This is a genomic window from Flavobacterium sp. FlaQc-52 (genome assembly GCF_044007495.1).
Taxonomy (GTDB): domain Bacteria; phylum Bacteroidota; class Bacteroidia; order Flavobacteriales; family Flavobacteriaceae; genus Flavobacterium; species Flavobacterium cupriresistens.
Window position 1 is genome coordinate 436,697 of sequence record NZ_JBIPCV010000002.1, and the last position, 20,907, is coordinate 457,603.

Sequence of the window (20,907 nt, forward strand, 5' to 3'; positions counted from 1 at the left end):
GTAAATAAGATCAGCCTAATCTGCTAAATCTGCGTGCAAAAGAAAATCTTTGCTAGTCCTTGCGGTTAATTTTTTAATCGTAAAATGAAGACAAGGTTTGCAAAGTTTATTTATAGCATTACGACTCCTTTTTAATTCTATACGTAAATTTTTTAGCACGCAGATTTGGCAGATTGCGCAGATTTTTTTGTATTTGGTAAATAAGATCAGCCTAATCTGCCAAATCTGCGTGTAAAAGAAACCCTTTGTTAACACTGCGATTATAAAAAAAGCAATCGGAATCGTTACCGATTAAACCTTGATTGCAATACTGTAATACAAAAAGAGAATCGGGATATTCGAGAGCAGGATCAGAATTTTAATTCCGATATCTTTTCTTTGTTCCGATAGCTGAATAAATTTGTCCGTCAAATGAAATAACATTATAGCATTTACGATCAGTGCAGAAAAGGCAAACGGACTGGCAACGACCAACAGAGTTGTACTTCCATTCGAAAGTATATAAAAAATGAAAAATAACGTACTGATTATAAACGAACCAATGGTCAGATCGATTGATTCAGTTTCGGTAAAAGTTCTGTTGTTAATAGTTCTCATGATTTTAAATATTAAATGTTTTTTGAATAGATTTAATTGGCGTGTGCAACATTTTTGAAAAATCCAGATAGTAAAACGGAAGCGCTTGTTGGCCTCTTTTGTATTGTTGAATGAAGTAATTGATTTGTTTTGGATAAAAAAGCGTACCTGACGTGATTACAAGAAATAAATACAGACTTTTTTTGCCATTCCCCAAAAGATAATATTGCATTCCGATTTCTTCACGAACGGAAATACCTGTATTGGTGAGAACATGAATGATGTCATGATCTTCTAGTTTTGGCTGAATATCAAACTGATTTTTAGCAAGGAAGGTTCCCAGTCCAAAACCCAAACTTTCTGCAGGGTAGGTTAATAATGTAGTTTTGTCAATGTCCCAAGGTTTGTTTTTTTTGAAATATTTTTGATACGGTTGTTTAGTATGTTCGTACATTTTTTCAATAAGACGATCTTTCATAAGTTGGTTAGTTTTTAAAAGTTCTTTGAATTTCAAAGTAAAATAAGAAATAAAAAAGCTAATTTTTATTGTAAATCAGCTTCCGTATTTTTAGTAATTATCGAGTACTGTAATTAACAGTTTAGAATCGGAGAGGTTAGAGGGTGAAACCACTTTTTCTTGCAGCGGAATAGCGTTTCCATATCTTTCTTTTAATACTTTTTGTACTCTTTCATCGGCTAAATTAAAATCTTTCAATTCCTGCAGCTTACACAATTCAATATCGGCACTATTTTTATATATTTTCCAAACCAGTTCAGAACAATAAATTTTAGTATCGGTCCATTCAAAATAAGCGTCATATTGTTTACCCATAAATTGATTACCATAGTTTTTCATTTTCTCAAGTGTTTTTGAATCCAGAACAGCAGTGGCGTTTTTTAACCTTTTCACGACGTATTTGCCGTCTTTTCCATGTTCGATCCACTTGTCCAATGGAGTTAGTTTTACGGGCTGCACAGCTTCAAAAACGAATTGTTTTCCATTCACGGTAAAAATGATTCCACAATGAGAAAATTTCGATCTCGTCGCAATTCGGACTGCTTCACACTGACTGGATTCCGAGGTCTGAAAAATAATATCGCCATCTTGTATTTTAGCCAAAACACTATTTTCCTGTTTGGATTTCGAAAAGGAGTTCATCGGAAAAAACAGTAATGTCACATAAAGGGCACAAGAAAAACTGATTAAAAAACTTACTATAAGGAAAATATATTTTGTCTTCTTCATTTTAAAAATTTAAAGTAAAAAGTAAAGTACTTTGAAGTGCAAAGTAAATAATAAAAAAAATAGCTGCCAAATAAAATGACAGCTATTTTTAAAATATAAAATGACCTATTTTTTAGATTCTGAAAATCCCTCCAACAGCGATAATTCGTTGTAAAAAGAAGAAATCCTGTGAAGCACTATCTTCACTACTTCTTGTAGTTCTGATGTCCTGCATGTTGATATAACCACCTTTTAACTCTCCTTGAAGATAGAAATATTTAAAAAAGGTAAAGTTAATCCCCGCTTTTGCAGACAATCCATAACCTGAAATATGAAAATCGTCATGACGTTCTTTTCCCAAAAGCATGGTATTTGTTTTAGGATATAAAACTCCTGCTCCCAAACCTTCGGTTAAATTGATTTGAACTTTGTCTGTATTTGGTAATCCAAACCATTTTGAGATGTCATCATGTCTGGAAACTTCTGTATTAATGTAATTCAAACCATCAGTATGTTCAAAAGTAAGGAAGGTTTGATCCGTGAAATTTACGGGTGTGTTATCGTAAGTACCATTATGAACAGGACCATTAATCTGGCCGGTAACATTTGCTGTTTGATCCTGAGTCATTACATACTTCATATGATCCCAACCGATAGCAACACTGTAATGATCACTAAAGAAGTATCCCATTCTGAAGTTCGTTTGCGGAATGGTCATATTAGCCGGATTTACATAGTCAATATGCCATCCTTTTGGTTTGTCGTGAGCAGTCATGTTATCAACTGTAAAGTTGTAATCTTTTCCTCTGAAATTGACATCAGACTTGGTATAACTGTCTCTGTTACCACCCCATGATACAAAGAATTTTCCTTTGTTATGGGCAGTATATCTTTCTACTGCGATTTCTTCCTGTGCAAAAGTGTTTAATGAAAAACCCAATAAGACAAAAAATAAAAATTTAGTTTTCAATGAACTTAGTATTAAAATTTAAAATGAGTTAACCGTTTTTCTGATCGCAACCAATTTGGTCATTAAACCTTCAAAATAGTCTAAATGTAACATGTTGGCACCATCACTTTTTGCATTAGCAGGATCAAAATGAGTTTCGATAAAAATACCGTCAACCCCAACAGCAATACCTGCTTTGGCCACAGTTTCGATCATATCAGGTCTTCCACCTGTAACACCGGCAGTTTGATTTGGCTGTTGTAAAGAATGCGTAACATCAAGAACTGTAGTAGCATATTGTTGCATAGTAGGAATTCCTCTGTAATCAACAATCATATCCTGGTAACCAAACATAGTACCACGATCGGTAACCATTACATTCTCGTTATGGCAATCTAATACTTTCTGAACGGCATGTTTCATGCTTTCAGGGCTCATAAATTGTCCTTTTTTCAAATTCACCACTTTACCCGTGTTTGCAGCAGCTACAACTAAGTCCGTTTGGCGCACTAGGAAAGCCGGAATTTGCAAAACATCAACATATTGAGCAGCCAAATCGGCATCCTCATTCGTGTGAATATCTGTTACGGTTGGAACATGAAAAGTTTCAGAAACTTTTCTTAAAATTTTTAAGGCTTTTTCGTCACCAATTCCTGAAAAACTATCAATTCTGGAACGGTTTGCTTTTTTAAATGATCCTTTAAATACATAAGGAATTTGAAGTTTGTCGGTAATACCAACTAATTTTTCGGCAATTCTAAGCGCCATTTCTTCTCCTTCAATAGCACAAGGACCTGCTAATAAAAAGAAATTTCCGCTATCTGTATGCTTAATTTGTGGAATATGTTGTATGTTCATAGTATGTTTTTTTTGACAGTGCAAAGGTAGTTATGATTTATGAGTTTGAGATGAAGATTTAAGAATTTTTTAAGAGCTAATAGTGCTGATGCTGTAGGCTTTTTCGTTTAAATTAAATTTTTCAGCCGTCATGATTAAATATGGGTTTGATTTATAAAATTTGAATTCTATTTTTTAAAATTGATTCCAAAAGAAAGTTTATACATTTTAAATTCTTTGCGCTCACGAGTGGGACGCTCGTGAGCGCAAAGAGAATCAAACATCAATTAATAATAACAATAAATTTAGTCCTGCTTCAAACGCAATCCCATCGGAACCATCAAAATTCCTTTTTCGTAAATGTTCAGATAAAGTTTAAGGGGTTTCTTTTGCCCATCCCATTTTAGTTCGTAAACATTGAGGAATCCGGCTCCCATATCACTTCTTTTCGTAGGGAAAGGGCAACAGGTTTCCAATCGCGTATAAGTGATTTTTTCTCCGTTTGGACCGGCCAAAGCATTTAAAAAACGGGTTTCGTTTAAAGCTTCATCTTTTGTGTTTCTGTAAAAAATATTCACAGGATAATCCGGATCGAAACCGTACTTTTTGTCGTTACTGAATAAAGTAATGATAAAGGTATTGTCTTTTTTTAATACTAAATCAGGAGCATTATCGTCTACATTTTTTAAAGTGGACTTTGTACTGATACAAGAGGTTACCGATAGAAGTAAAACGATAAAAAGAACTGTTTTTTTCATGTTGAGTGCGTATTTTGTATTACAAATGTAAGCTGTAAAAATGGTTTTTAAAATAATCTGGATTAAGAAAAATACAGACAGAAATACATTAGATTAAGTCTTAAATTTTCTTAGATTCTGTTGCTAAAGTGAGACCGGAATTTAATTTTAAGATACCAATTACAATCAGATATTGTGCCACAAGATAGGTTAACATTATAAAAAAAGAACTTTTCTCTATTGGGGCGTAAAATTTATTGATTGCCAGAATGCTGTCCGAAATAACAAACATAAGGGCACCAATAAAAACGTATTGATTACCGGGTTTTTTCCAGATTAAGAACCCGTTAAAAGCTAACAGTAACATAAAAGAAATTACGGATGCATAAACAATCACCGGGATTTTTAATTCTCCTAAAGAGGGTAATAGAACAGTCAACATCCCGATTAAGTAACAGGCGATAACGAGACTTCCAATTAGAAAAAGGGTTCTTTTTTTCTTGTTTTGAGTTTTAGTCTGTTTATTAAAAAGAACGCAATAAACGAGATGTGACAGAAGAAACGAAACCAAACCTAAAATGAAATAGATCTCAGCAATATCTGCAAAAAGTAAAATTACATCTCCAATCCAGGAAAATAATAAGGCAGTTAAAAGGGTATTCTTTGATGGGAATTTTTTATAAAAATAAACGCCAAATCCTAACAAGGGAATCAGAATGGGTTTTAAAAATAAATCAAAACTCTCGTAGCCCGAAAGTAAGAGCAAAAGATAAACAGTACTAAAACCAATATAGATTTTAAGAAGCGGGGGATTTTTCATAGTAAGTTTGGGTTATGAATTGGCGAGTTGATTTTGGTTAGTTTTAAAATCAATAGTAACAAAATACAGGGAAATTAAAAAGGATAACGTCAAATAACCAATAACGACATAATTGGCAAATGGGAATACAACATTCAAACCAAACCAATCACCATAATAGGTGATAATCGCAATGGCAATTGTAAAACGAAAGCCCTCCCACAAAGGGGCATATTGGCTTTTATCCATCAGTTCACTATAACTGTAGATAGTAATCAAAATAAAAAAGCCGTAAACAAATATGTTGGGTAGGCCAATTTTGGCAATATTGTCAAACAAATAAGTGACGAATAAAAGGGTTATGAGAACCTGAGCAACAGACCAATAAATCAGTTTTTGAGAATTATGGATACCGTATTTTTCAAAATTAAAAACATTTTCAATTTTGTTTACGGGGTATAATTCTTCAAAATTTTCAGGTCGCCAGCCTGTTGGTTTAAACCAGATGGTGAGTTTATCTTTCCATTTTGGAGCACGCCAGGCGTCTTTGATCAATAAAGTCAAATGTTGGAAATTAATTCGAATAGGATTCCAGGTACTTGCCGGTCTTGTAATTCCAAAAACAGGAGGAACATCATCCAATTCCTCTTGGAAAGTGCCAAAAAGTTTGTCCCAAAAAATGAATATTTGCGAATGATTTTTGTCTAAATATTCCGGATTTATAGCGTGATGCACCCGATGATGAGAGGGCGTTACCAAAATATGCTCAACAAACCCCATTTTCTTGATATGTTTGGTGTGATACCAAAATTGCAAAAACAAATGAAGCGGCAAAGTTATCGCAATAACAGAGGCAGGAACACCAAGTAAGGCGGCCGGAATCAATAAAAAGGTGAATAAGTTGACTAAGCTGGCAATAGGTTGTCGCAGCGCACAAGCCAAATTAAATTCTTCACTGCTATGATGAATAGCATGTTTGTTCCAGAGAAAATTAATCTGATGCGCCAATCGGTGGCTCCAGTACCCATAAAAGTCGATGACAAAAAAGGCAATACAATAGGAGAGGACATTGGCTTCTAAATGGTACAGTGCAATTTTAGAAACCATCCATTCGTACGAAATAAAAGTCAGACTAAGGCCCAAAACATCTTTTACCGAATTGGTAATTCCTGAACTAATACTCGACACGCTGTCTATTAAAGGCGCAGTATCGTCCTTTTTATAGAGCCCGTATATTTTTTCGATTATAATTAATACTAAAAAAACAGGCGTAGCGATAATTAATATTTTTCCATATTCTTCCATAAAAAAAACATTCAATTTTAATCAAATATAGAATAAAATTGAATGCTTTTTAAAATATTCCGGACTTAAACAATTTCGGCGCTAAGACCCGCTTCCAAAAGTTGTGTGCATTGTGGTTTTAACTTGTCCATCGGACCCGTTTTTACCGCGCATTTTCCGTTGTAGTGTACAATTAAGGAACATTGTTCCGCTTGTTCAGAAGTGTGGCTGCAAACACGCATTAAAGTATCAATTACATGATCAAAAGTGTTTACATCGTCATTGTAAACAATGATTTCGTTATTAAAACCTACAGCTTCCTTTTCCCGAACCCTTTCTCTTACTTTTTCTTTAGTACTCATTTTGTTTAGATTTTTGTACTGTTGTAATTACTGACTAATTTACGTATTTTAATGAAACCCAGTTATTTCTTTGGAACTTTTTTACGTAAGTCAATCCCTTTTCTGTGCAGGAAGCATCGATAAATGGAATGTCTTCTTCGTAAAAACCGCTTAAAAGCAAAGTCCCTTTTGGATTTAAACAATCCACATAGGCCTGCATATCGTTTAGTAAGATATTACGGTTGATATTAGCAATTATCAAATCGTATTTTTTACCTTCCAATAAAGCAGCATCGCCTTCATAAACGGTAATATGTTTACAGTTATTGCGTTCTGCATTTTCAATTGAATTCAGATAACACCAATTATCAATGTCAATCGCATCAATTGGCTCGGCGCCTTTCATTTCAGCTAAAATGGCTAAAATTGCTGTTCCGCAACCCATGTCTAAAGTTTTCAAACCGGCAACATCTGTTTCCAGTAAATGCTGAATCATCATGTGAGTCGTTTCATGGTGACCCGTTCCGAAACTCATTTTGGGTTCAATGATAATATCAAATTCGGCATTTGTTTTTTCGTGAAAAGGGGCGCGAACATGACATTTTCCATCCACATCAATAGCTTCAAAATTCTTCTCCCATTCTTCGTTCCAGTTCACCTGATCGATTTCTTCAAAAGTATATTCGATTTTGAATTCTTCCGATTGTAAAATATAAATGTCATCCAGAATAGTTTCATCCCATAAATCTTTCTTCACAAAAGCTGAAATTCCATTTTCAGTTTCTGTAAAACTTTCGAATGCTTTTTCTCCCAACTCAGCAATTAATATTTCTGATCCTAGTTCTTTTGGTTCAATAGTAAAATGATACCCTAAATATATATTCGACATAAATAATTTTTTTGCAAAGGTAAGAATACAAAGGAGAAGTTGTTTATAAATATGTTAGAACGTTGTCAATTTTGGGATAATTTTTAGACATAAAAAAAGCGATACTGTTACGTATCGCTTTTAGTTTTATATAAATCTAAAATTAGATTGCTGTTACAATAGCTAAAAAGTCATCTGCTTTTAAGGCAGCTCCTCCGATTAGACCACCATCTACATCCGGTTTTGAGAAAATTTCCTTAGCGTTATCCGGTTTTACAGAACCGCCGTATAAAATTGAAACTTCATCAGCAATGTCAGCTCCGAAAGCTTTACGAACCACTTCTCTGATAAATTCATGCATCTCTTGTGCTTGCTCCGGTGATGCAGTCTCTCCTGTTCCGATTGCCCAAACCGGTTCGTAAGCCAGGACAATTTTAGACCATGATTCTTTTGCAATGTGGAACAATCCGTCACGCAATTGATTTTCAACAATATTAAAATGATTTTCGGATTGACGGTCTTTTAATTCTTCTCCAAAACAGAAAATAACAGTCATATCATGTTTCAAAGCAGTATCTACTTTGTTTGCGATTAAAGCGTCAGTTTCATGGAAAATAGCTCTGCGCTCCGAGTGACCAAGGATTACTGTAGTGACACCAATACTCGTTAACATGTCTGCAGAAATTTCTCCTGTAAAAGCACCACCTTCAGCTTGGTGAACGTTTTGTGCAGAAACTCCAATAGTGGTGTTTTTTAATTTAGCCACAGCTCCTGCCAAGTTTACAAATGTTGGTGCAACAATTACCTGAGCGGTAGTTTGAGCTGGTATTTTGGTGATTAATTCGCTTAATAATTCTTCAGTTTGTTCTGCGTTTTTATGCATTTTCCAGTTTCCTGCGACAATCTTTTTTCTCATTTTGGTAGTTTTTAGTATTCTTTTAATTTTTTGTTTTTTATTGAAGTTGCAACTGATTTTTTATTGCATTTTATTTTAATCCTTGTAAAGTCGAATTGATCAGATCAAAATCTTTTTCGATCGCACGGTACAATACTATTTTCCCGGTTTTATCAACAATGATGTATCTTGGAATCCAGTCTAAGTCAATTGCTTTTCCGAAAACTCCTTTCATACCGTCAGTCATCATAAAATGATCTCCTTTTATTTCGTGTTTTTCAATTCCGATTTTCCATTTATCTGCGGTTTTGTCGGCAGAAAGAAATAAATAAGAAACATCGGGATTATTGGCTTGTAGCTCTTTTACTTTTGGCATTGCTTTTACACAATCACCACACCAAGAAGCCCAAACTTCGATTACCAAAGTTTTTCCCTTGTATTTTTTTAGAATGTTTTTAAAACTTACCTGACTGTCATCAGTAGCTAATAATTTTTGAGAAAGTGCTTCTTTTGAAAAACTGGTTTTCTGAGCTTGCGAACATGAAAAAGTAATAAAGGCAATGAGGATTAGAGCTATTTGTTTCATAGTAAGAGTTTGGTTTATTATTTGAAATACCGAATTCACAAAGTTAAACAAACAAATCGAATGCCAAATGGAGATTAACAAAATTTGAACACTGCTTTGTTTTATCACAAAACAGGAAATTTCGGTTAAAAAAAGAGGTCTGAAATCGTAATAGTTCGTTGTGAAAATCTAATTTCGGAGTAAAATCTTGAGAGAGGATTTCTAAAAAACTAAAAAAAATCGGTTTTTCAGTTTTCAAAAGAGTTTTCAAAGCAAAAAAAAACGCCAAAAATTTCTTTCTCGCGTTTTTTTAGCAGCATTAATTTAGTTCATAATTTCCGTTAGCCCATTTTTTGCAGGGAACGATCCAACCGTCTGAGGCTTTGAATAAAAAGCCATGTTTTAAACCGGTATTTAATTCGATTTCTTTGAAGTGATTGACTTTCAATTTTGAAGTTTCTTTTCGTTTGATAGCCGAAACTCCCAGAACATCTGATTTTTCATAAATGGTCAGAATGTTTCCACAGAAATTGATGTCCGGAATTTCTTCAATATCAATGTCTCTGAAACTACCAATAAATACAAAATTAACCTCCGGATTTGCCAGATAAGTAGAAACATACTGTGCAATATAACCGCCCATTGAGGTTCCGATTACAGTTATTTTATTGGGTTTAACTCCTTCTTTTATTAGTTTGTTGATTTGTTTTACCACTTTTTTCGCATAACGGGCCGCGTTGGTGTTTTTCTTTCTTTTCTCACTAAAAACGATAAAATTATCCGCTTTAAAAGAATTGATTATTTCGTTGTATTCGGCTTTACCGTACTCAGGATGAGCTTCATTTAAATCGTGTTCTTCTATAAATTTGTTGTGCAGGAAAAAGACATAAGCTTGGTTTGGATTATTTGATTGGGTTTGACTAAAGCCAAAGAAACAGGAAAGTGTAAGAAGTAAAAAAGGAATAAGACGAAATGGTTTTTTCATTGAGGTTTTTGATTTAGTTTAATTTTTTTGATTTTTTTTAATCTGTCCTCTATAGCTTTTATTTGATATGATTTTCAACGTCCATCATCTCATGCAGAATACGGATGATTTCTAATTGATTCTCTTTTACATTTATTTTATAGAAGATAAGATGTGATTTTACTTTTGAACGAAAATAGTCTTTTCTTATTGCCCCAAAATCAGTACCGGAATTTGGTTTTAAGCATAAATATTCAATTTCTTCAAATAATAAATTTAAATATCGGTCAGCTTGTTCAATCGACCAATTTTCAGCGGTGTACAGCCATATGTTTTCTAAATCTTTTGTTGCTAAATTACTTATTTCGTAATTCATCATTTTGAATGTTTTTCATGAAGATTATTCAAAAATGATTCGCGGTTAAAATCTTTAGCAAATCCGGATTTTTCCCCTTTTTTAAGTTCGCTGATTAATTCACTCTTTTTTGTTTCTTCCTGCTCAAACAGTCGTAATGCTGCACGAACAACTTCACTGGCAGAAGTAAACTTTCCATTTTTTACCTGACTGTTTATGAAATTATCAAAATAATCTCCAAGTAATATAGAGGTGTTTTTCGGCATGATTTCTAAATTTTTAATTCAAAGATACCAATTATTGGTATATGTTGTAGCTTGGTTTAGTTTACTTTATCATTTTTATTAGTATAAATTTTATAGGTAATAAAAGTAAAATGACTGCAGGGAGATTAAACTAAATTATGGATGAACTTGTAAAATGACAATGATAAATAAAAAAGCACCAATACCTCTAAAATATAGAATATTGGCGCCATTTAAATTACTTCTTTTTTTAAAGACTATAAGCAACATTTGATAGTTTTAAATCGTCAACGTCGTTATAATGTACTTTTTGTACTATAGTTCCTTTGTTCAGAACCACAATGCTAGGATTTGCTCTTTCGATTGTTTTTAAAGCGATTGCGTCACAGAAATAAAAATCAACATTTAGGCCGTATTGTTTTTTAGCTTTTGCAATTACGTCCGGTCCGGAAGCTGTCATTGCAATTACTTTGTATCCTTTCGCTTTAGCTTCCTGATTCACTTTTTCCAGTTTTTTCATTCCCTCAGGATTAGATAAATTCAAATCGTAGGTAACAAAAATAACTAATTTAGGCTCTTTTAATAATTCATCTTTGTAATCTGAGTCGTCTTTTACCATAGTAAAATCATGAATCGGAGGTACATATCCTTCTGTAATTACTTTGTCTTTACGGTCTACAAAAGTGGCGCCTTCAGGAATGTTCATCAGATCTTTTTCGGTGAACTCTTTGTCAACTCCGTTTACTTTGTAGATAAAAATCATTTCAACTACAGATTTAGGAGCACCTTCCGGAATTTCCATTCCTTTTTCGATGTTGTTTCCAACTTTGAATGGACGGAAATCTTTTATAGGATTGTGATTTAATACCCAAACGGCCATAAAAACACATAAAATTACACTGATTAAAGTAATAATATTAGTTAGTAGTTTTGAAAATAAAGGTTTAACTAATTTTTTATTGATAAACAAAATCAAAATGAAGAAAAGCAATACAATATCTTTTGTAAACGACTGCCAAGGCGTAAGATGTAAAGCATCTCCAAAGCAACCGCAATCTTTCACTACATCAAAATAAGCAGAGTAGAAGGTAAGGAAAGTAAAGAAAATGATCAATAGCAATAGGAACCAAATCGTTGCTTTTGCTTTGTAACCTACTAATAACATTACTCCTAAAACGACTTCTAAAATTACTAAAAAGATAGCTAATCCAAGTGCTAAAGGCTCTAAGAACGGCATATTGAAAACCGGCTCACTAAAATATTCCGCCAGTTTATAAGAGAATCCAACCGGGTCATTAAGTTTGATTAATCCTGAAATAATAAATAATATACCGACAAACAGTCTGGAGAATTGGGTAATAACGTTTTTCATAATTTAGAATTTAGTTTAAAATTCCAAAAAGTAACCTTGGAATTTGGGATTTCATTTTTGAAATTTATTATTTCATTGGGTTCAAAATCAACGCAAAAATGGAATAATTAATCATGTCCTGATAATTGGCATCAATGCCTTCAGAGACTAAAGTTTTTCCTTTGTTGTCTTCGATTTGTTTTACACGGAGCAGTTTTTGCAGAATCAGATCGGTAAGCGAGCTCACACGCATATCGCGCCATGCTTCACCATAGTCATGATTTTTAGCTTCCATTAATTCTTTAGTAAGTTTAATTTTAGCGTCGTATAATTCGGTTGCTTTTTCTACGTCCAGATCAGGTTGGTCAACAACGCCTAATTCCAATTGAATCAAAGCCATAATCGAATAGTTAATGATTCCGATAAATTCGCCACTTTCATCCTCATCAACTTTGCGAATTTCGTTTTCCTGTAAACTTCTGATTCGTTGCGCTTTTATAAAAATCTGATCGGTTAGTGAAGGCAGTCTCAAAATACGCCAGGCACTGCCATAATCTTTCATTTTATTGATAAATAAAGTACGGCAAACCGTTACTACGCTATCATATTCTAAAGAAGTATTCTTCATTTATTGTTGTATATTTGCTTAATTTTTTTCCAAAAATAAGGATAATTTTTTGAAAGCCTGAGAGGTTTCAAGTTTAAAGTTTCATGTTTTACGTTCAAACTCGAAACTTGAAACAAAATGAACTTGAAACAAAATAAACCCAAACAAGATTGTAATGAATTGCAAAGGACAACTTATAGATTTGTCAGTTCCCAGAGTAATGGGAATTTTGAATTTGACGCCAAATTCTTTTTTTGATGGAGGAAAATACAATAATGAAGACGAGATTATCACAAGAGCAACTAATATACTAACCGAAGGGGCCGATTTTATTGATCTTGGAGGGTATTCCAGTAAGCCAAATGCAGAGTTTGTATCGGAGCAGGAGGAAATTGACCGCGTTGTACCGGCTATAGAACTCATTTTAAAGCATTTTCCAGACGCTTTGTTGTCTATTGATACTTTCAGAGCAGGAGTTGCTAAAGCAAGTATAGAAAGCGGTGCAGCGATTATAAATGATATTGCAGCAGGTGAGTTAGACGACAAAATGTTTGATGTGATTGCAAAATATAACGTACCCTATATTATGATGCACATGCGTGGTAATCCACAGTCGATGCAAAGCATGACGCATTATGACGATATCATGAAAGAGATGTTGTTTTATTTTTCTGAAAAAGTACAAAAAGCGAGAAGCCTCGGAATTAATGATTTGATATTGGATCCCGGTTTTGGATTCGCGAAAACGACAGATCAGAATTTTGAAGTGATGCAAAAAATGGAACTTTTTAATCTTTTGGAATTACCTGTTTTGGCTGGTATTTCCAGAAAATCTATGATTTATAAAACGCTCCACATAACGGCAGAGGAAGCTCTGAACGGTACCACAATTCTTAATACCATTGCTTTATCAAAAGGGGCTAAAATACTTCGCGTTCACGATGTAAAAGAAGCAGTTGAATGCGTTACTTTGTTTACTAAAATGAGTTTTAAACAAAATTAAAGTAACATTCCGGTTTGTCATTTTAAATCTTACCATTATTTTAAATTATGAAATACTTTAGCTTACTCTTTGTAGTTCTGTTTTTCTCGTGCGGGAAAAAAGAAGATGTTTTATTGCCAAAAGCAAATGTAACGGTGGTTAAAAATGTAGAAGATCTTTCGCCAATCTACATTTTTTTTAAAACAGACGGCAAGGATACCATCGCCGAAGTAAATCGCAAAAACAGCATCATTTCAACCAATTGGATTTTCAATATTGACAAACGTTTGCCACTTAAATTGGTAATTCGCGAAGTAATGAAACTTCAGGAAAAGAAACGAGCCGAGAAAGCACACAAAAACGAAAAAGCAGAGAATTATTATTCGTATGCGGATTCTGTTGGAAAAAATTTAGCCTTTTTGCCTTTCACGAAAGTGCATTATAAAATGGAAATTGCGAATAACAGAAGTCAGCTGTATTTCAAGAAAAATGGAAGGATACAATACAGCGGAAGAAAAACGTATGATTTTCCTAAAAGTGATTTAAAACCGTTTTTGGATAGTTTAGTAATCAATCCTAAGGCTGAGATTAAATTTTCGTACGATAAAAATATGACGTACGGAGATTACATTCAATGTAAAATTCTTGTTGAAAAAATGATACAGGAAAAAATTGATTTTGTATTCATAAATACCGAAGAAGAATTTGTTTTCTAAATCCCCAACCTGAAACAAAGAAAACCTGAAACAAAGAAAACCTGAAACAAAGGAAACCTGAAACAAAGGAAACCTAAAACAAAGGAAACCTAAAACAAAGAAAACCTGAAACAAAGGAAACTTGAAACAAAAAAACTTGAAACAAATCTTTTATTGATGATGATAAGGCTCATTTCTTAAAATCGTAAACCCACGATACAATTGCTCAATAAAAAACAAACGCACCATTTGGTGGGAAAAAGTCATTAGAGAAAGCGAAATTTTCCCTTGCGCTTTGCTGTAAACCGTATCCGAAAATCCGTAAGGACCTCCGATTACAAAAACAAGTGTTTTGATTCCGGAGTTCATTTTCTTTTGTAATTCTTCAGAAAAACCAACGCTTGAGAAGTTTTTCCCGTTTTCATCGAGTAGAATTAACTGATCGGTTGGGGTTAATTTGGAAAGAATTAGTTCTCCTTCTTTTTCCTTTTGCTGACTTTCAGATAAATTTTTTACGTTTTTGATGTCGGGAATAATTTCTAAATCGAATTTGATATAAAAGGACAAACGTTTGGTGTAATCGTCAATCAAAGTCTGAAGCGATTTATTGTCGGTTTTGCCTATGGCGATGAGTTTGATGTTCATGGTTTTTTAGTTTTTTGCCACAGATTAAAAGGATTCGGAAGGATTTTTTCTCTAGTGTATTGTTTGCTTTTTTGCCGCGAATTTCACGAATTGGCACAAATTAATATATGAAAAAATGAGCTGATTTTTTTAATGTTTTTTGCCACAGATTAAAAGATTAAAAATGATTTTTTCTTTTTTTAATCTGTGAGAATCTTTTTAATCTGTGGCAAAATTAATGCTATGGTTTCTTATTTTCAAAAACGGTTTCAAAATGTTCTACGACAGGGAATGGTTCGTAATAATGATGTAAGAGTTTCTTCCATTCTAAGTACGCAGCTGAAGTTCTGAAACCTACAGTATGATCTTCCAATGTATTCCAGTCTACCAGTAAAAGGTATTTGTTTTCAATCTCCAGACATTTTTCTAAGCGATGCCCTAAATAGCCTTCAATAGAAGAAATGTACTGACTTGCTTTTGTAAAATCGCTTTCAAATTGAGTTGCCAAATTTGGTTTTACGTAAAGATAGGCTGCTTCAAGAATCATATTTTATGTTGTAAAATTTAAACTACACCTAACAGGTTTTTAAAACCTGTTAGGTTTGATTTAAGTTAGTTTTTAGAAAATTGATTTTCAAAAGTTTTAAATCTGGCATCCAGATCTTTCAATAGTTGTTTTTTTACAGAAGCATCCTGAATAAAGCTGTAATTGATGCTATTGTAAACATATTTTTTGATCGTTTCGTAAGTCACATCAGGATATCTTTTTGCCAGTAGGACATATTGTTCGGTCATGTTGGTTCTTAGAATTCCGGCATCGTCGGTACTAATTACAATTGGGACATTAAATTCTTTATAAAGTGAAAACGGATGTCTGTTCTCTTTTACTTTTAAGATGAATTCGTTACTCGTTAAGTTGATCTCAATCGGAATATTGTTTTTGGCCATATAACGCAACAAGTCGTATGAGTTTGCTTCGTATGCAATATCTACTCCGTGTCCAATTCTATTGGCTCCGGCCGTATAAATGGCGGAGTTAATATGCCAGGTTAAATCCTCGGGTTGCACTAATCCTAGAGTTAATTCTCCTGCGTGGAGCGTGTACTTTACATCATCAAATTTGGAATGGCAATATTTGAACATGACCATATGAAGCCAGTAATCGTTCATAGAATTTTCACCATGTTCAGGAGAAACAATATTTACACCTGCAACCAATTTACTGTCGTTTGCTGAGATAAAAGCAATAACCAGATTTTTGAATAAATCTACCGGTTCCATAAAACGAAGTACAAAGTTCTGATAACGCATGGTAAAACGATCGTCATCAATTTTTAGTTCCTTATGCAGTTTTGCGACGAAGTTTGTATTGAAATCTTCGGCGTATTTTTTAGCGTCTTTTTGTTGTAGTGATTTATACAGTTCATCTAAATACTTTAGAACTGCTTTCTCGTCTTTTTGTGCCGCAGCCTGACGGAGTTTGGTATTAAAATCGGTTAAATCAGCAACATTCATATCACAAGGAATCGTTGATAATTGCGTTTCGATATAACTTACATTTTCAGCAAGGGCTCGTTTTTTCAATTCAAGCATTCCTTCGGCAAAATGCCCGTCGATTGTTGCATAAAACTTATCGAAGGAATCAAAAAACAAATCGTCAGAAGGAACAGATACCCCGTTGTAATCTTTTGCAGACCAGGTTTGCATCACTTGCTGTTTGTAAAAATCCAGTTTTTCTTTATTTTTAAGTGAAGAAAAGATTTCCCAGTTTCCATTTGCAGGTTTTGTTTTAGACACTGCCATGGTTTCTAAATTCAAATAGAAATCTTCAGAAATCGCTCTTTCTAAAAGAGGTTCTGCATAAATTGATCCCGAAAAATGATGGTGTAGATCGCCTCCTTTAGGCATTTGTTGAAAAAAAGCAGTAGAAAGGGCTTCGTTGTTTCTGATTTTTTCCAAATAACGTTCAGCCGATTGAGAAAAGCCGATTTGTGCTATAAAAATACAGAAAAGTGTAATTATCCTTGTCATAGTCTAGGTTTAAATTACATGCAAATGTAGTTATTTTACAGGACTTTTGAAAAGGAAGGGGTAATATTTAAGTAAAGACGCACAGCAGTGCGTCTCTACGGGGGTATTTTTATGAAAAAAGAACATCATGTATATCAGCGGTTCTATCGAAAACGCTTTTGGCAAAAGGACAAAGCGGAATAATTTTAAAATCATTGGCCCTTGCATATTCAACGGCAGCCATGACCATTTTTTTACCAACACCTTTCCCGTTGAATTCTTCGTTTACTTCTGTGTGGTCAATGATGAATTTAGTGTCACCGGCCCAGCTATAGGTCATTTTTCCGGCTTGTTTTCCGTCTTCTACAGCTTCAAAATATCCTTTTCTTCCTTCGTTTATTTGTTGTATTTCCATGATTGTTAAAATAATGTGGTTTTGATTTCTATTGAATGTGTTAATGTTTTATGAATTGGGCAACTGTTGGCAATGGTTTCTAAACGTTGTCGCTGTGTATCGTCTACCTCGCCGATAATTTCAATTTTTCGGGTAAATAAAGAGACATTCTGATTAGAGTCTCTTTCAAAATCGACCTTAATATTGATTTCAGAAACTTGCCATTGTTTGCGGTTGATGTACATTCGCAATGTAATAAGTGTACAGGCTGCTAATGAAGAAGCTAAAAGCTCCGAAGGGCTAAAACCTAGATTTTTACCTCCAACTTCCTGAGGTTCGTCTGCTATTACCGTATTTCCGCTGGCAGATTTTATTTCGGTGCGATACAAGCGCGTGTCAATTTGTGCTGATATAGTTTCCATATGTTATTTCATTCGGGGTTCAGGTAAAGGAACAAACTCAGTTTCTCCAGGGACTTTTGGGAACGTTTGTGCTGTCCAGTCTCTTTTTGCTTTTTCGATTAATTCTTTGTCAGAAGAAACAAAATTCCAGAAGATAAAATGTTCTTCAGGGAAAGGAGCTCCACCAAAAATATAAACAGTAGAATGAGCAGCAATTTCAAACTCACATAAAGTACTGTCATTTGTAATCAGGATCTGCTTCGGATCGTAAACATGCTCTCCGCTTTTAATACTTCCTTCCAGGATATATAAGCCACTTTCTCCATACAAATCTTTTCCAATATTGATTTTCTGAGTCGTTTCGCTTTTGATTTCAATAAAATACAACGGACTATACACTGGAACCGGTGATTTTTTGTTGAAAGCTTCTCCGGCAATTAATTTATATGAAACTCCATTTTCTTCCCATTGCGGAATATCATCTGCCTCCACATGTGTGAAATTAGGTTCCATTTGCTCTAATTCTTTTGGCAAAGCAACCCAAATCTGTAATCCATGAAGCACTTTATCGGAAGCTCTTAAATATTCGGGTGTTCTTTCGGAATGTACAATTCCTTTTCCTGCGGTCATCCAGTTTACAGCGCCCGGTTTTATTTCGAGTTCTGTTCCCAGACTGTCGCGATGCATGATACTTCCTTCAAACATAAAGGTCAGTGTAGAAAGTCCGATATGCGGGTGAGGAGGGACGTCCATATTCTGGTGTTGGTTCAGATGTGCGGGTCCCATATGATCAATAAATACAAATGGTCCGACTGCTCTTTTTTCACGAAAAGGCAATAATCTCCCTACCATAAAATTGCCAATGTTGGCGGCGCGTTCTTCAATAATTAAACTGATGTTTGACATGGTATATTTTTAAAATTGATCTTTTGACGATTGAGATTTATTGTAATTATTACTGGGGTTCTTTATAATTGGTTTGACAAAGTTACTATCATTATTAAAAATGCAACTTAATGTAGATTAAGAACCGAATTAGTATAAAAGTAAGGATAAATATTTAATTACTAAAGGCCGTTTTTAAACCTAAACCTAACAGGTTTTTAAAACCTGTTAGGTTTGAAATATTTACGTAAAAAAAAGGGTATTTATACGATTTTGTACAAATACCCCCTTTTTTAATCTACTTTACTTTGTTTTAAAACTTCATTCTTTGTATTCTTACCGCATTCAGAATCGCTAATAAAGCAACCCCCACGTCAGCAAAAACAGCTTCCCACATGGTAGCGAGGCCGCCGGCACCCAGTACAAGTACAATGGCTTTTACAACAAAGGCTAAACTAATATTCTGCCATACAATTTGTTTGGTTTTTTTACCAATATTTATGGCGGTGTATATTTTTGTTGGCTGGTCGTTTTGAATCACGATATCGGCCGTTTCTATAGTCGCATCACTTCCTAAGCCACCCATTGCGATTCCGGCATGTGCCAACGCAATCACAGGTGCATCATTTACGCCATCGCCAACAAAGGCAATTTTCAGGTCTTTGTTTTTTAAATCCGTAACTTTTTCAACCTTATTTTCGGGTAATAAGTCACCATAAGCCACATCGATATTTAATTCTTTGGCAACGGATTCTACCACAGCTGTTTTATCCCCCGAAAGCATGACGGTTTTTACATTTATTTGATGTAAGCTTTGAATGGCCTGTTTGGCATCTTCTTTTATTTCATCGGCAATGAGGAAATAACCGGCATATTTTTGATTGACGGCTACAACGATTATGGTGAAAGGCGTTTGGTCTATTTCGGTATCATAACTAATATTGAACTTTTTCATTAGTTTGGTATTTCCGGCCAAAATAGCATTGCCGTCAACTGTACCTTTTAGGCCATGACCTGCAATTTCTTCAACAGCGGTAACAACACTGTTTTTTTCTGCTCCGTTGGCATAGTCAATAATGGCAGTACCAACAGGATGTGTTGATTTGGTTTCGAGTGCAGCCGTATATTTTATTAAATCAGCATCGGGAATCCCAACCGCTACCACTTTTTGAACTTTAAAAACCCCTTTTGTCAAGGTGCCGGTTTTGTCCATTACAACAACCTGAATTGCTGCCATGATGTCTAAAAAGCTCGAGCCCTTAAACAAAATCCCGTTTTTACTTGCTGCTCCAATTCCGCCAAAGTAACCCAGTGGAATTGAAATCACCAAGGCACAAGGACAAGAGATTACCAAAAAGACCAAGGCACGATACAACCAATCTTTAAAAAGATAATTGTCTACAAAAAAGTAAGGCAGTAAACAGATCGCGATTGCTGCATAAACCACAATTGGCGTGTATATTTTGGCAAATTTTCGGATAAACAATTCGGTTGGCGCTTTTTTGGAAGTCGCTTCCTGAACCATTTCCAGAATTTTAGACAATTTACTATCGGTATACAAAGTGGTAACTTTTACCTCGGCTACGGCATTGAGATTGATCATTCCCGCAAGGACATTTTCGCCTTTGTTTTTGGTATCAGGTTTACTTTCTCCTGTTAATGCTGCGGTATTAAAGGAAGCTGTTTCAGAAAGAAGTTCGCCATCTAAGCCTAACTTTTCGCCTGGTTTTAATTGAATGATGTCTCCAATTTGAGCATTTTTTGCTTTAATAATTTTAGGCTGATTGTTCTCAAGAATTGTCACTTCATCCGGACGCTGGTCTAACAGCGTTTTGATGTTTGCTTTGGCACGAGTTACGGCCAATGTTTGGAAAGTTTCGCCAACAGCATAAAAAAGCATTACAGCAACGCCTTCAGGATATTCACCAATTGCAAAAGCACCGATGGTAGCAATACTCATTAATAAAAACTCTGAAAAGAAAGCACCATTTCTGGCACTTCCAATTGCTTCTTTTATGACAGGAAAACCAACCGGTAAATAAGCGACTATATACCAAACAATTCTAACCCAACCTGTAAACCAGGTTTGAGGTAAATAATTATCGAAAACAATGGCAATGATTAGTAAAACAAAACTAGTTATTGCCGGAGAAAAAAGCTGAAAAGTGGTCTGATCTCCTACTGAGTGGTCATGTCCATCGTCGTCACTATGTTTGTTATCATCATGTGAGCAGCAACCTGCTTCTGTATTTTTTTTGGGGGCTGTGTTTTGTTTTGTTTCACAGCAATCAGTATCGTCATTATGTATCATAAAATTT

The 20,907-nt window shown here is 34.4% G+C and carries 26 protein-coding genes; 2 read left to right on the forward strand and 24 right to left on the reverse strand.

The window, feature by feature from the left end; all coding sequences use genetic code 11:
* Nucleotides 1-291 precede the first annotated feature (291 nt).
* The 17 genes from ACHRV5_RS05640 to ACHRV5_RS05720 all read right to left on the reverse strand — a co-directional run bounded on the left by ACHRV5_RS05640 (nucleotide 292) and on the right by ACHRV5_RS05720 (nucleotide 12,619).
* Complete coding sequence (locus ACHRV5_RS05640; RefSeq protein WP_395426070.1) at nucleotides 292-597, reverse strand: hypothetical protein; 306 nt, start codon at nucleotides 595-597, stop codon at nucleotides 292-294.
* 4 nt (nucleotides 598-601) lie between these two features.
* On the reverse strand, nucleotides 602-1,054 hold the full coding sequence (locus ACHRV5_RS05645) for a hypothetical protein (protein ID WP_395426071.1): 453 nt from the start codon (nucleotides 1,052-1,054) through the stop codon (nucleotides 602-604).
* A gap of 90 nt (nucleotides 1,055-1,144) precedes the next feature.
* Nucleotides 1,145-1,822 (reverse strand): YiiX family permuted papain-like enzyme, encoded by a 678-nt coding sequence (locus ACHRV5_RS05650; protein WP_395426072.1) that lies wholly within the window; start codon nucleotides 1,820-1,822, stop codon nucleotides 1,145-1,147.
* A gap of 112 nt (nucleotides 1,823-1,934) precedes the next feature.
* Nucleotides 1,935-2,771 carry a hypothetical protein gene (locus ACHRV5_RS05655; protein ID WP_395426073.1) on the reverse strand — a complete coding sequence of 279 codons (837 nt, stop codon included), beginning with the start codon at nucleotides 2,769-2,771 and terminating at the stop codon, nucleotides 1,935-1,937.
* Between the two features lie 18 nt (nucleotides 2,772-2,789).
* The gene (gene kdsA, locus ACHRV5_RS05660) at nucleotides 2,790-3,608 is read right to left on the reverse strand and encodes a 3-deoxy-8-phosphooctulonate synthase (RefSeq protein ID WP_047775870.1); all 819 of its coding nucleotides are present in this window, start codon (nucleotides 3,606-3,608) and stop codon (nucleotides 2,790-2,792) included.
* 284 nt (nucleotides 3,609-3,892) lie between these two features.
* Complete coding sequence (locus ACHRV5_RS05665; protein ID WP_395426074.1) at nucleotides 3,893-4,345, reverse strand: 2-dehydro-3-deoxyphosphooctonate aldolase; 453 nt, start codon at nucleotides 4,343-4,345, stop codon at nucleotides 3,893-3,895.
* Between the two features lie 100 nt (nucleotides 4,346-4,445).
* Nucleotides 4,446-5,144, reverse strand: coding sequence for a lysoplasmalogenase (locus ACHRV5_RS05670; RefSeq protein WP_395426075.1), 699 nt, complete (start codon nucleotides 5,142-5,144; stop codon nucleotides 4,446-4,448).
* Nucleotides 5,145-5,156: 12 nt separating this feature from the next.
* Nucleotides 5,157-6,428 carry a sterol desaturase family protein gene (locus ACHRV5_RS05675; RefSeq protein WP_230001680.1) on the reverse strand — a complete coding sequence of 424 codons (1,272 nt, stop codon included), beginning with the start codon at nucleotides 6,426-6,428 and terminating at the stop codon, nucleotides 5,157-5,159.
* Between the two features lie 65 nt (nucleotides 6,429-6,493).
* The gene (locus ACHRV5_RS05680) at nucleotides 6,494-6,769 is read right to left on the reverse strand and encodes an ATP-dependent Clp protease adaptor ClpS (RefSeq protein WP_047775865.1); all 276 of its coding nucleotides are present in this window, start codon (nucleotides 6,767-6,769) and stop codon (nucleotides 6,494-6,496) included.
* 34 nt (nucleotides 6,770-6,803) lie between these two features.
* Complete coding sequence (prmA, locus tag ACHRV5_RS05685) at nucleotides 6,804-7,637, reverse strand: 50S ribosomal protein L11 methyltransferase (RefSeq protein WP_047775863.1); 834 nt, start codon at nucleotides 7,635-7,637, stop codon at nucleotides 6,804-6,806.
* 142 nt (nucleotides 7,638-7,779) lie between these two features.
* Nucleotides 7,780-8,532: a triose-phosphate isomerase gene (tpiA, locus tag ACHRV5_RS05690; protein ID WP_047775861.1), complete on the reverse strand. Its 753-nt coding sequence runs from the start codon at nucleotides 8,530-8,532 to the stop codon at nucleotides 7,780-7,782.
* A 70-nt stretch (nucleotides 8,533-8,602) separates the two neighbouring features.
* Nucleotides 8,603-9,097, reverse strand: coding sequence for a TlpA disulfide reductase family protein (locus tag ACHRV5_RS05695; protein ID WP_230001682.1), 495 nt, complete (start codon nucleotides 9,095-9,097; stop codon nucleotides 8,603-8,605).
* 298 nt (nucleotides 9,098-9,395) lie between these two features.
* Nucleotides 9,396-10,061, reverse strand: coding sequence for a YqiA/YcfP family alpha/beta fold hydrolase (locus ACHRV5_RS05700; RefSeq protein ID WP_395426077.1), 666 nt, complete (start codon nucleotides 10,059-10,061; stop codon nucleotides 9,396-9,398).
* Nucleotides 10,062-10,119: 58 nt separating this feature from the next.
* A complete protein-coding gene (locus tag ACHRV5_RS05705; RefSeq protein ID WP_395426078.1) occupies nucleotides 10,120-10,419 on the reverse strand; it encodes a type II toxin-antitoxin system RelE/ParE family toxin in 300 nt (99 codons plus the stop codon).
* On the reverse strand, nucleotides 10,416-10,661 hold the full coding sequence (locus tag ACHRV5_RS05710; RefSeq protein WP_230001684.1) for a type II toxin-antitoxin system ParD family antitoxin: 246 nt from the start codon (nucleotides 10,659-10,661) through the stop codon (nucleotides 10,416-10,418). The genes ACHRV5_RS05705 and ACHRV5_RS05710 overlap by 4 nt, the downstream gene beginning before the upstream one ends.
* 229 nt (nucleotides 10,662-10,890) lie before the next feature.
* The gene (locus ACHRV5_RS05715; protein WP_230001685.1) at nucleotides 10,891-12,012 is read right to left on the reverse strand and encodes a BT_3928 family protein; all 1,122 of its coding nucleotides are present in this window, start codon (nucleotides 12,010-12,012) and stop codon (nucleotides 10,891-10,893) included.
* A gap of 67 nt (nucleotides 12,013-12,079) precedes the next feature.
* Entirely contained in the window at nucleotides 12,080-12,619 is a 540-nt protein-coding gene (locus tag ACHRV5_RS05720) for a DUF1599 domain-containing protein (RefSeq protein ID WP_047775851.1), read from the reverse strand.
* Nucleotides 12,620-12,767: 148 nt separating this feature from the next.
* Here ACHRV5_RS05720 and folP point away from each other — a divergent pair, with 148 nt between their 5' ends.
* Both folP and ACHRV5_RS05730 read left to right on the forward strand, forming a co-directional pair.
* Nucleotides 12,768-13,601 carry a dihydropteroate synthase gene (gene folP, locus ACHRV5_RS05725; RefSeq protein WP_395426204.1) on the forward strand — a complete coding sequence of 278 codons (834 nt, stop codon included), beginning with the start codon at nucleotides 12,768-12,770 and terminating at the stop codon, nucleotides 13,599-13,601.
* Between the two features lie 47 nt (nucleotides 13,602-13,648).
* The gene (locus ACHRV5_RS05730) at nucleotides 13,649-14,296 is read left to right on the forward strand and encodes a hypothetical protein (RefSeq protein ID WP_395426079.1); all 648 of its coding nucleotides are present in this window, start codon (nucleotides 13,649-13,651) and stop codon (nucleotides 14,294-14,296) included.
* 150 nt (nucleotides 14,297-14,446) lie between these two features.
* Here ACHRV5_RS05730 and rlmH read toward each other — a convergent pair whose 3' ends face one another.
* The 7 genes from rlmH to ACHRV5_RS05765 form a co-directional block, all read right to left on the reverse strand.
* Nucleotides 14,447-14,920 carry a 23S rRNA (pseudouridine(1915)-N(3))-methyltransferase RlmH gene (rlmH, locus tag ACHRV5_RS05735; RefSeq protein WP_029269532.1) on the reverse strand — a complete coding sequence of 158 codons (474 nt, stop codon included), beginning with the start codon at nucleotides 14,918-14,920 and terminating at the stop codon, nucleotides 14,447-14,449.
* A 220-nt stretch (nucleotides 14,921-15,140) separates the two neighbouring features.
* The gene (locus ACHRV5_RS05740; protein WP_395426080.1) at nucleotides 15,141-15,446 is read right to left on the reverse strand and encodes an antibiotic biosynthesis monooxygenase family protein; all 306 of its coding nucleotides are present in this window, start codon (nucleotides 15,444-15,446) and stop codon (nucleotides 15,141-15,143) included.
* Nucleotides 15,447-15,511: 65 nt separating this feature from the next.
* Nucleotides 15,512-16,930, reverse strand: a complete 1,419-nt coding sequence (locus ACHRV5_RS05745) for an adenosine deaminase (RefSeq protein ID WP_395426082.1) — start codon at nucleotides 16,928-16,930, stop codon at nucleotides 15,512-15,514.
* A 109-nt stretch (nucleotides 16,931-17,039) separates the two neighbouring features.
* On the reverse strand, nucleotides 17,040-17,324 hold the full coding sequence (locus ACHRV5_RS05750; RefSeq protein WP_047775842.1) for a GNAT family N-acetyltransferase: 285 nt from the start codon (nucleotides 17,322-17,324) through the stop codon (nucleotides 17,040-17,042).
* A 5-nt stretch (nucleotides 17,325-17,329) separates the two neighbouring features.
* Nucleotides 17,330-17,725: an OsmC family protein gene (locus ACHRV5_RS05755; protein WP_047775840.1), complete on the reverse strand. Its 396-nt coding sequence runs from the start codon at nucleotides 17,723-17,725 to the stop codon at nucleotides 17,330-17,332.
* Between the two features lie 3 nt (nucleotides 17,726-17,728).
* Nucleotides 17,729-18,610: a pirin family protein gene (locus ACHRV5_RS05760; protein WP_395426083.1), complete on the reverse strand. Its 882-nt coding sequence runs from the start codon at nucleotides 18,608-18,610 to the stop codon at nucleotides 17,729-17,731.
* A gap of 292 nt (nucleotides 18,611-18,902) precedes the next feature.
* Entirely contained in the window at nucleotides 18,903-20,900 is a 1,998-nt protein-coding gene (locus ACHRV5_RS05765) for a heavy metal translocating P-type ATPase (protein WP_395426084.1), read from the reverse strand.
* Nucleotides 20,901-20,907 lie beyond the last annotated feature (7 nt).

What these genes read in the sequence shown, in the direction of transcription:
- prmA (WP_047775863.1), bottom strand. Translation starts at nt 7,637, where the DNA reads ATGTCGAATATATATTTAGGGTATCATTTTACTATTGAACCAAAAGAA.
- ACHRV5_RS05720 (WP_047775851.1), bottom strand. Translation starts at nt 12,619, where the DNA reads ATGAAGAATACTTCTTTAGAATATGATAGCGTAGTAACGGTTTGCCGT.
- tpiA (WP_047775861.1), bottom strand. Translation starts at nt 8,532, where the DNA reads ATGAGAAAAAAGATTGTCGCAGGAAACTGGAAAATGCATAAAAACGCA.
- ACHRV5_RS05680 (WP_047775865.1), bottom strand. Translation starts at nt 6,769, where the DNA reads ATGAGTACTAAAGAAAAAGTAAGAGAAAGGGTTCGGGAAAAGGAAGCT.
- rlmH (WP_029269532.1), bottom strand. Translation starts at nt 14,920, where the DNA reads ATGAACATCAAACTCATCGCCATAGGCAAAACCGACAATAAATCGCTT.
- ACHRV5_RS05695 (WP_230001682.1), bottom strand. Translation starts at nt 9,097, where the DNA reads ATGAAACAAATAGCTCTAATCCTCATTGCCTTTATTACTTTTTCATGT.
- kdsA (WP_047775870.1), bottom strand. Translation starts at nt 3,608, where the DNA reads ATGAACATACAACATATTCCACAAATTAAGCATACAGATAGCGGAAAT.
- ACHRV5_RS05715 (WP_230001685.1), bottom strand. Translation starts at nt 12,012, where the DNA reads ATGAAAAACGTTATTACCCAATTCTCCAGACTGTTTGTCGGTATATTA.
- ACHRV5_RS05755 (WP_047775840.1), bottom strand. Translation starts at nt 17,725, where the DNA reads ATGGAAACTATATCAGCACAAATTGACACGCGCTTGTATCGCACCGAA.
- ACHRV5_RS05705 (WP_395426078.1), bottom strand. Translation starts at nt 10,419, where the DNA reads ATGATGAATTACGAAATAAGTAATTTAGCAACAAAAGATTTAGAAAAC.
- ACHRV5_RS05745 (WP_395426082.1), bottom strand. Translation starts at nt 16,930, where the DNA reads ATGACAAGGATAATTACACTTTTCTGTATTTTTATAGCACAAATCGGC.
- ACHRV5_RS05700 (WP_395426077.1), bottom strand. Translation starts at nt 10,061, where the DNA reads ATGAAAAAACCATTTCGTCTTATTCCTTTTTTACTTCTTACACTTTCC.
- ACHRV5_RS05650 (WP_395426072.1), bottom strand. Translation starts at nt 1,822, where the DNA reads ATGAAGAAGACAAAATATATTTTCCTTATAGTAAGTTTTTTAATCAGT.
- ACHRV5_RS05675 (WP_230001680.1), bottom strand. Translation starts at nt 6,428, where the DNA reads ATGGAAGAATATGGAAAAATATTAATTATCGCTACGCCTGTTTTTTTA.
- ACHRV5_RS05665 (WP_395426074.1), bottom strand. Translation starts at nt 4,345, where the DNA reads ATGAAAAAAACAGTTCTTTTTATCGTTTTACTTCTATCGGTAACCTCT.
- ACHRV5_RS05670 (WP_395426075.1), bottom strand. Translation starts at nt 5,144, where the DNA reads ATGAAAAATCCCCCGCTTCTTAAAATCTATATTGGTTTTAGTACTGTT.
- ACHRV5_RS05740 (WP_395426080.1), bottom strand. Translation starts at nt 15,446, where the DNA reads ATGATTCTTGAAGCAGCCTATCTTTACGTAAAACCAAATTTGGCAACT.
- ACHRV5_RS05710 (WP_230001684.1), bottom strand. Translation starts at nt 10,661, where the DNA reads ATGCCGAAAAACACCTCTATATTACTTGGAGATTATTTTGATAATTTC.
- ACHRV5_RS05765 (WP_395426084.1), bottom strand. Translation starts at nt 20,900, where the DNA reads ATGATACATAATGACGATACTGATTGCTGTGAAACAAAACAAAACACA.
- ACHRV5_RS05640 (WP_395426070.1), bottom strand. Translation starts at nt 597, where the DNA reads ATGAGAACTATTAACAACAGAACTTTTACCGAAACTGAATCAATCGAT.
- ACHRV5_RS05750 (WP_047775842.1), bottom strand. Translation starts at nt 17,324, where the DNA reads ATGGAAATACAACAAATAAACGAAGGAAGAAAAGGATATTTTGAAGCT.
- ACHRV5_RS05760 (WP_395426083.1), bottom strand. Translation starts at nt 18,610, where the DNA reads ATGTCAAACATCAGTTTAATTATTGAAGAACGCGCCGCCAACATTGGC.
- ACHRV5_RS05645 (WP_395426071.1), bottom strand. Translation starts at nt 1,054, where the DNA reads ATGAAAGATCGTCTTATTGAAAAAATGTACGAACATACTAAACAACCG.
- ACHRV5_RS05730 (WP_395426079.1), top strand. Translation starts at nt 13,649, where the DNA reads ATGAAATACTTTAGCTTACTCTTTGTAGTTCTGTTTTTCTCGTGCGGG.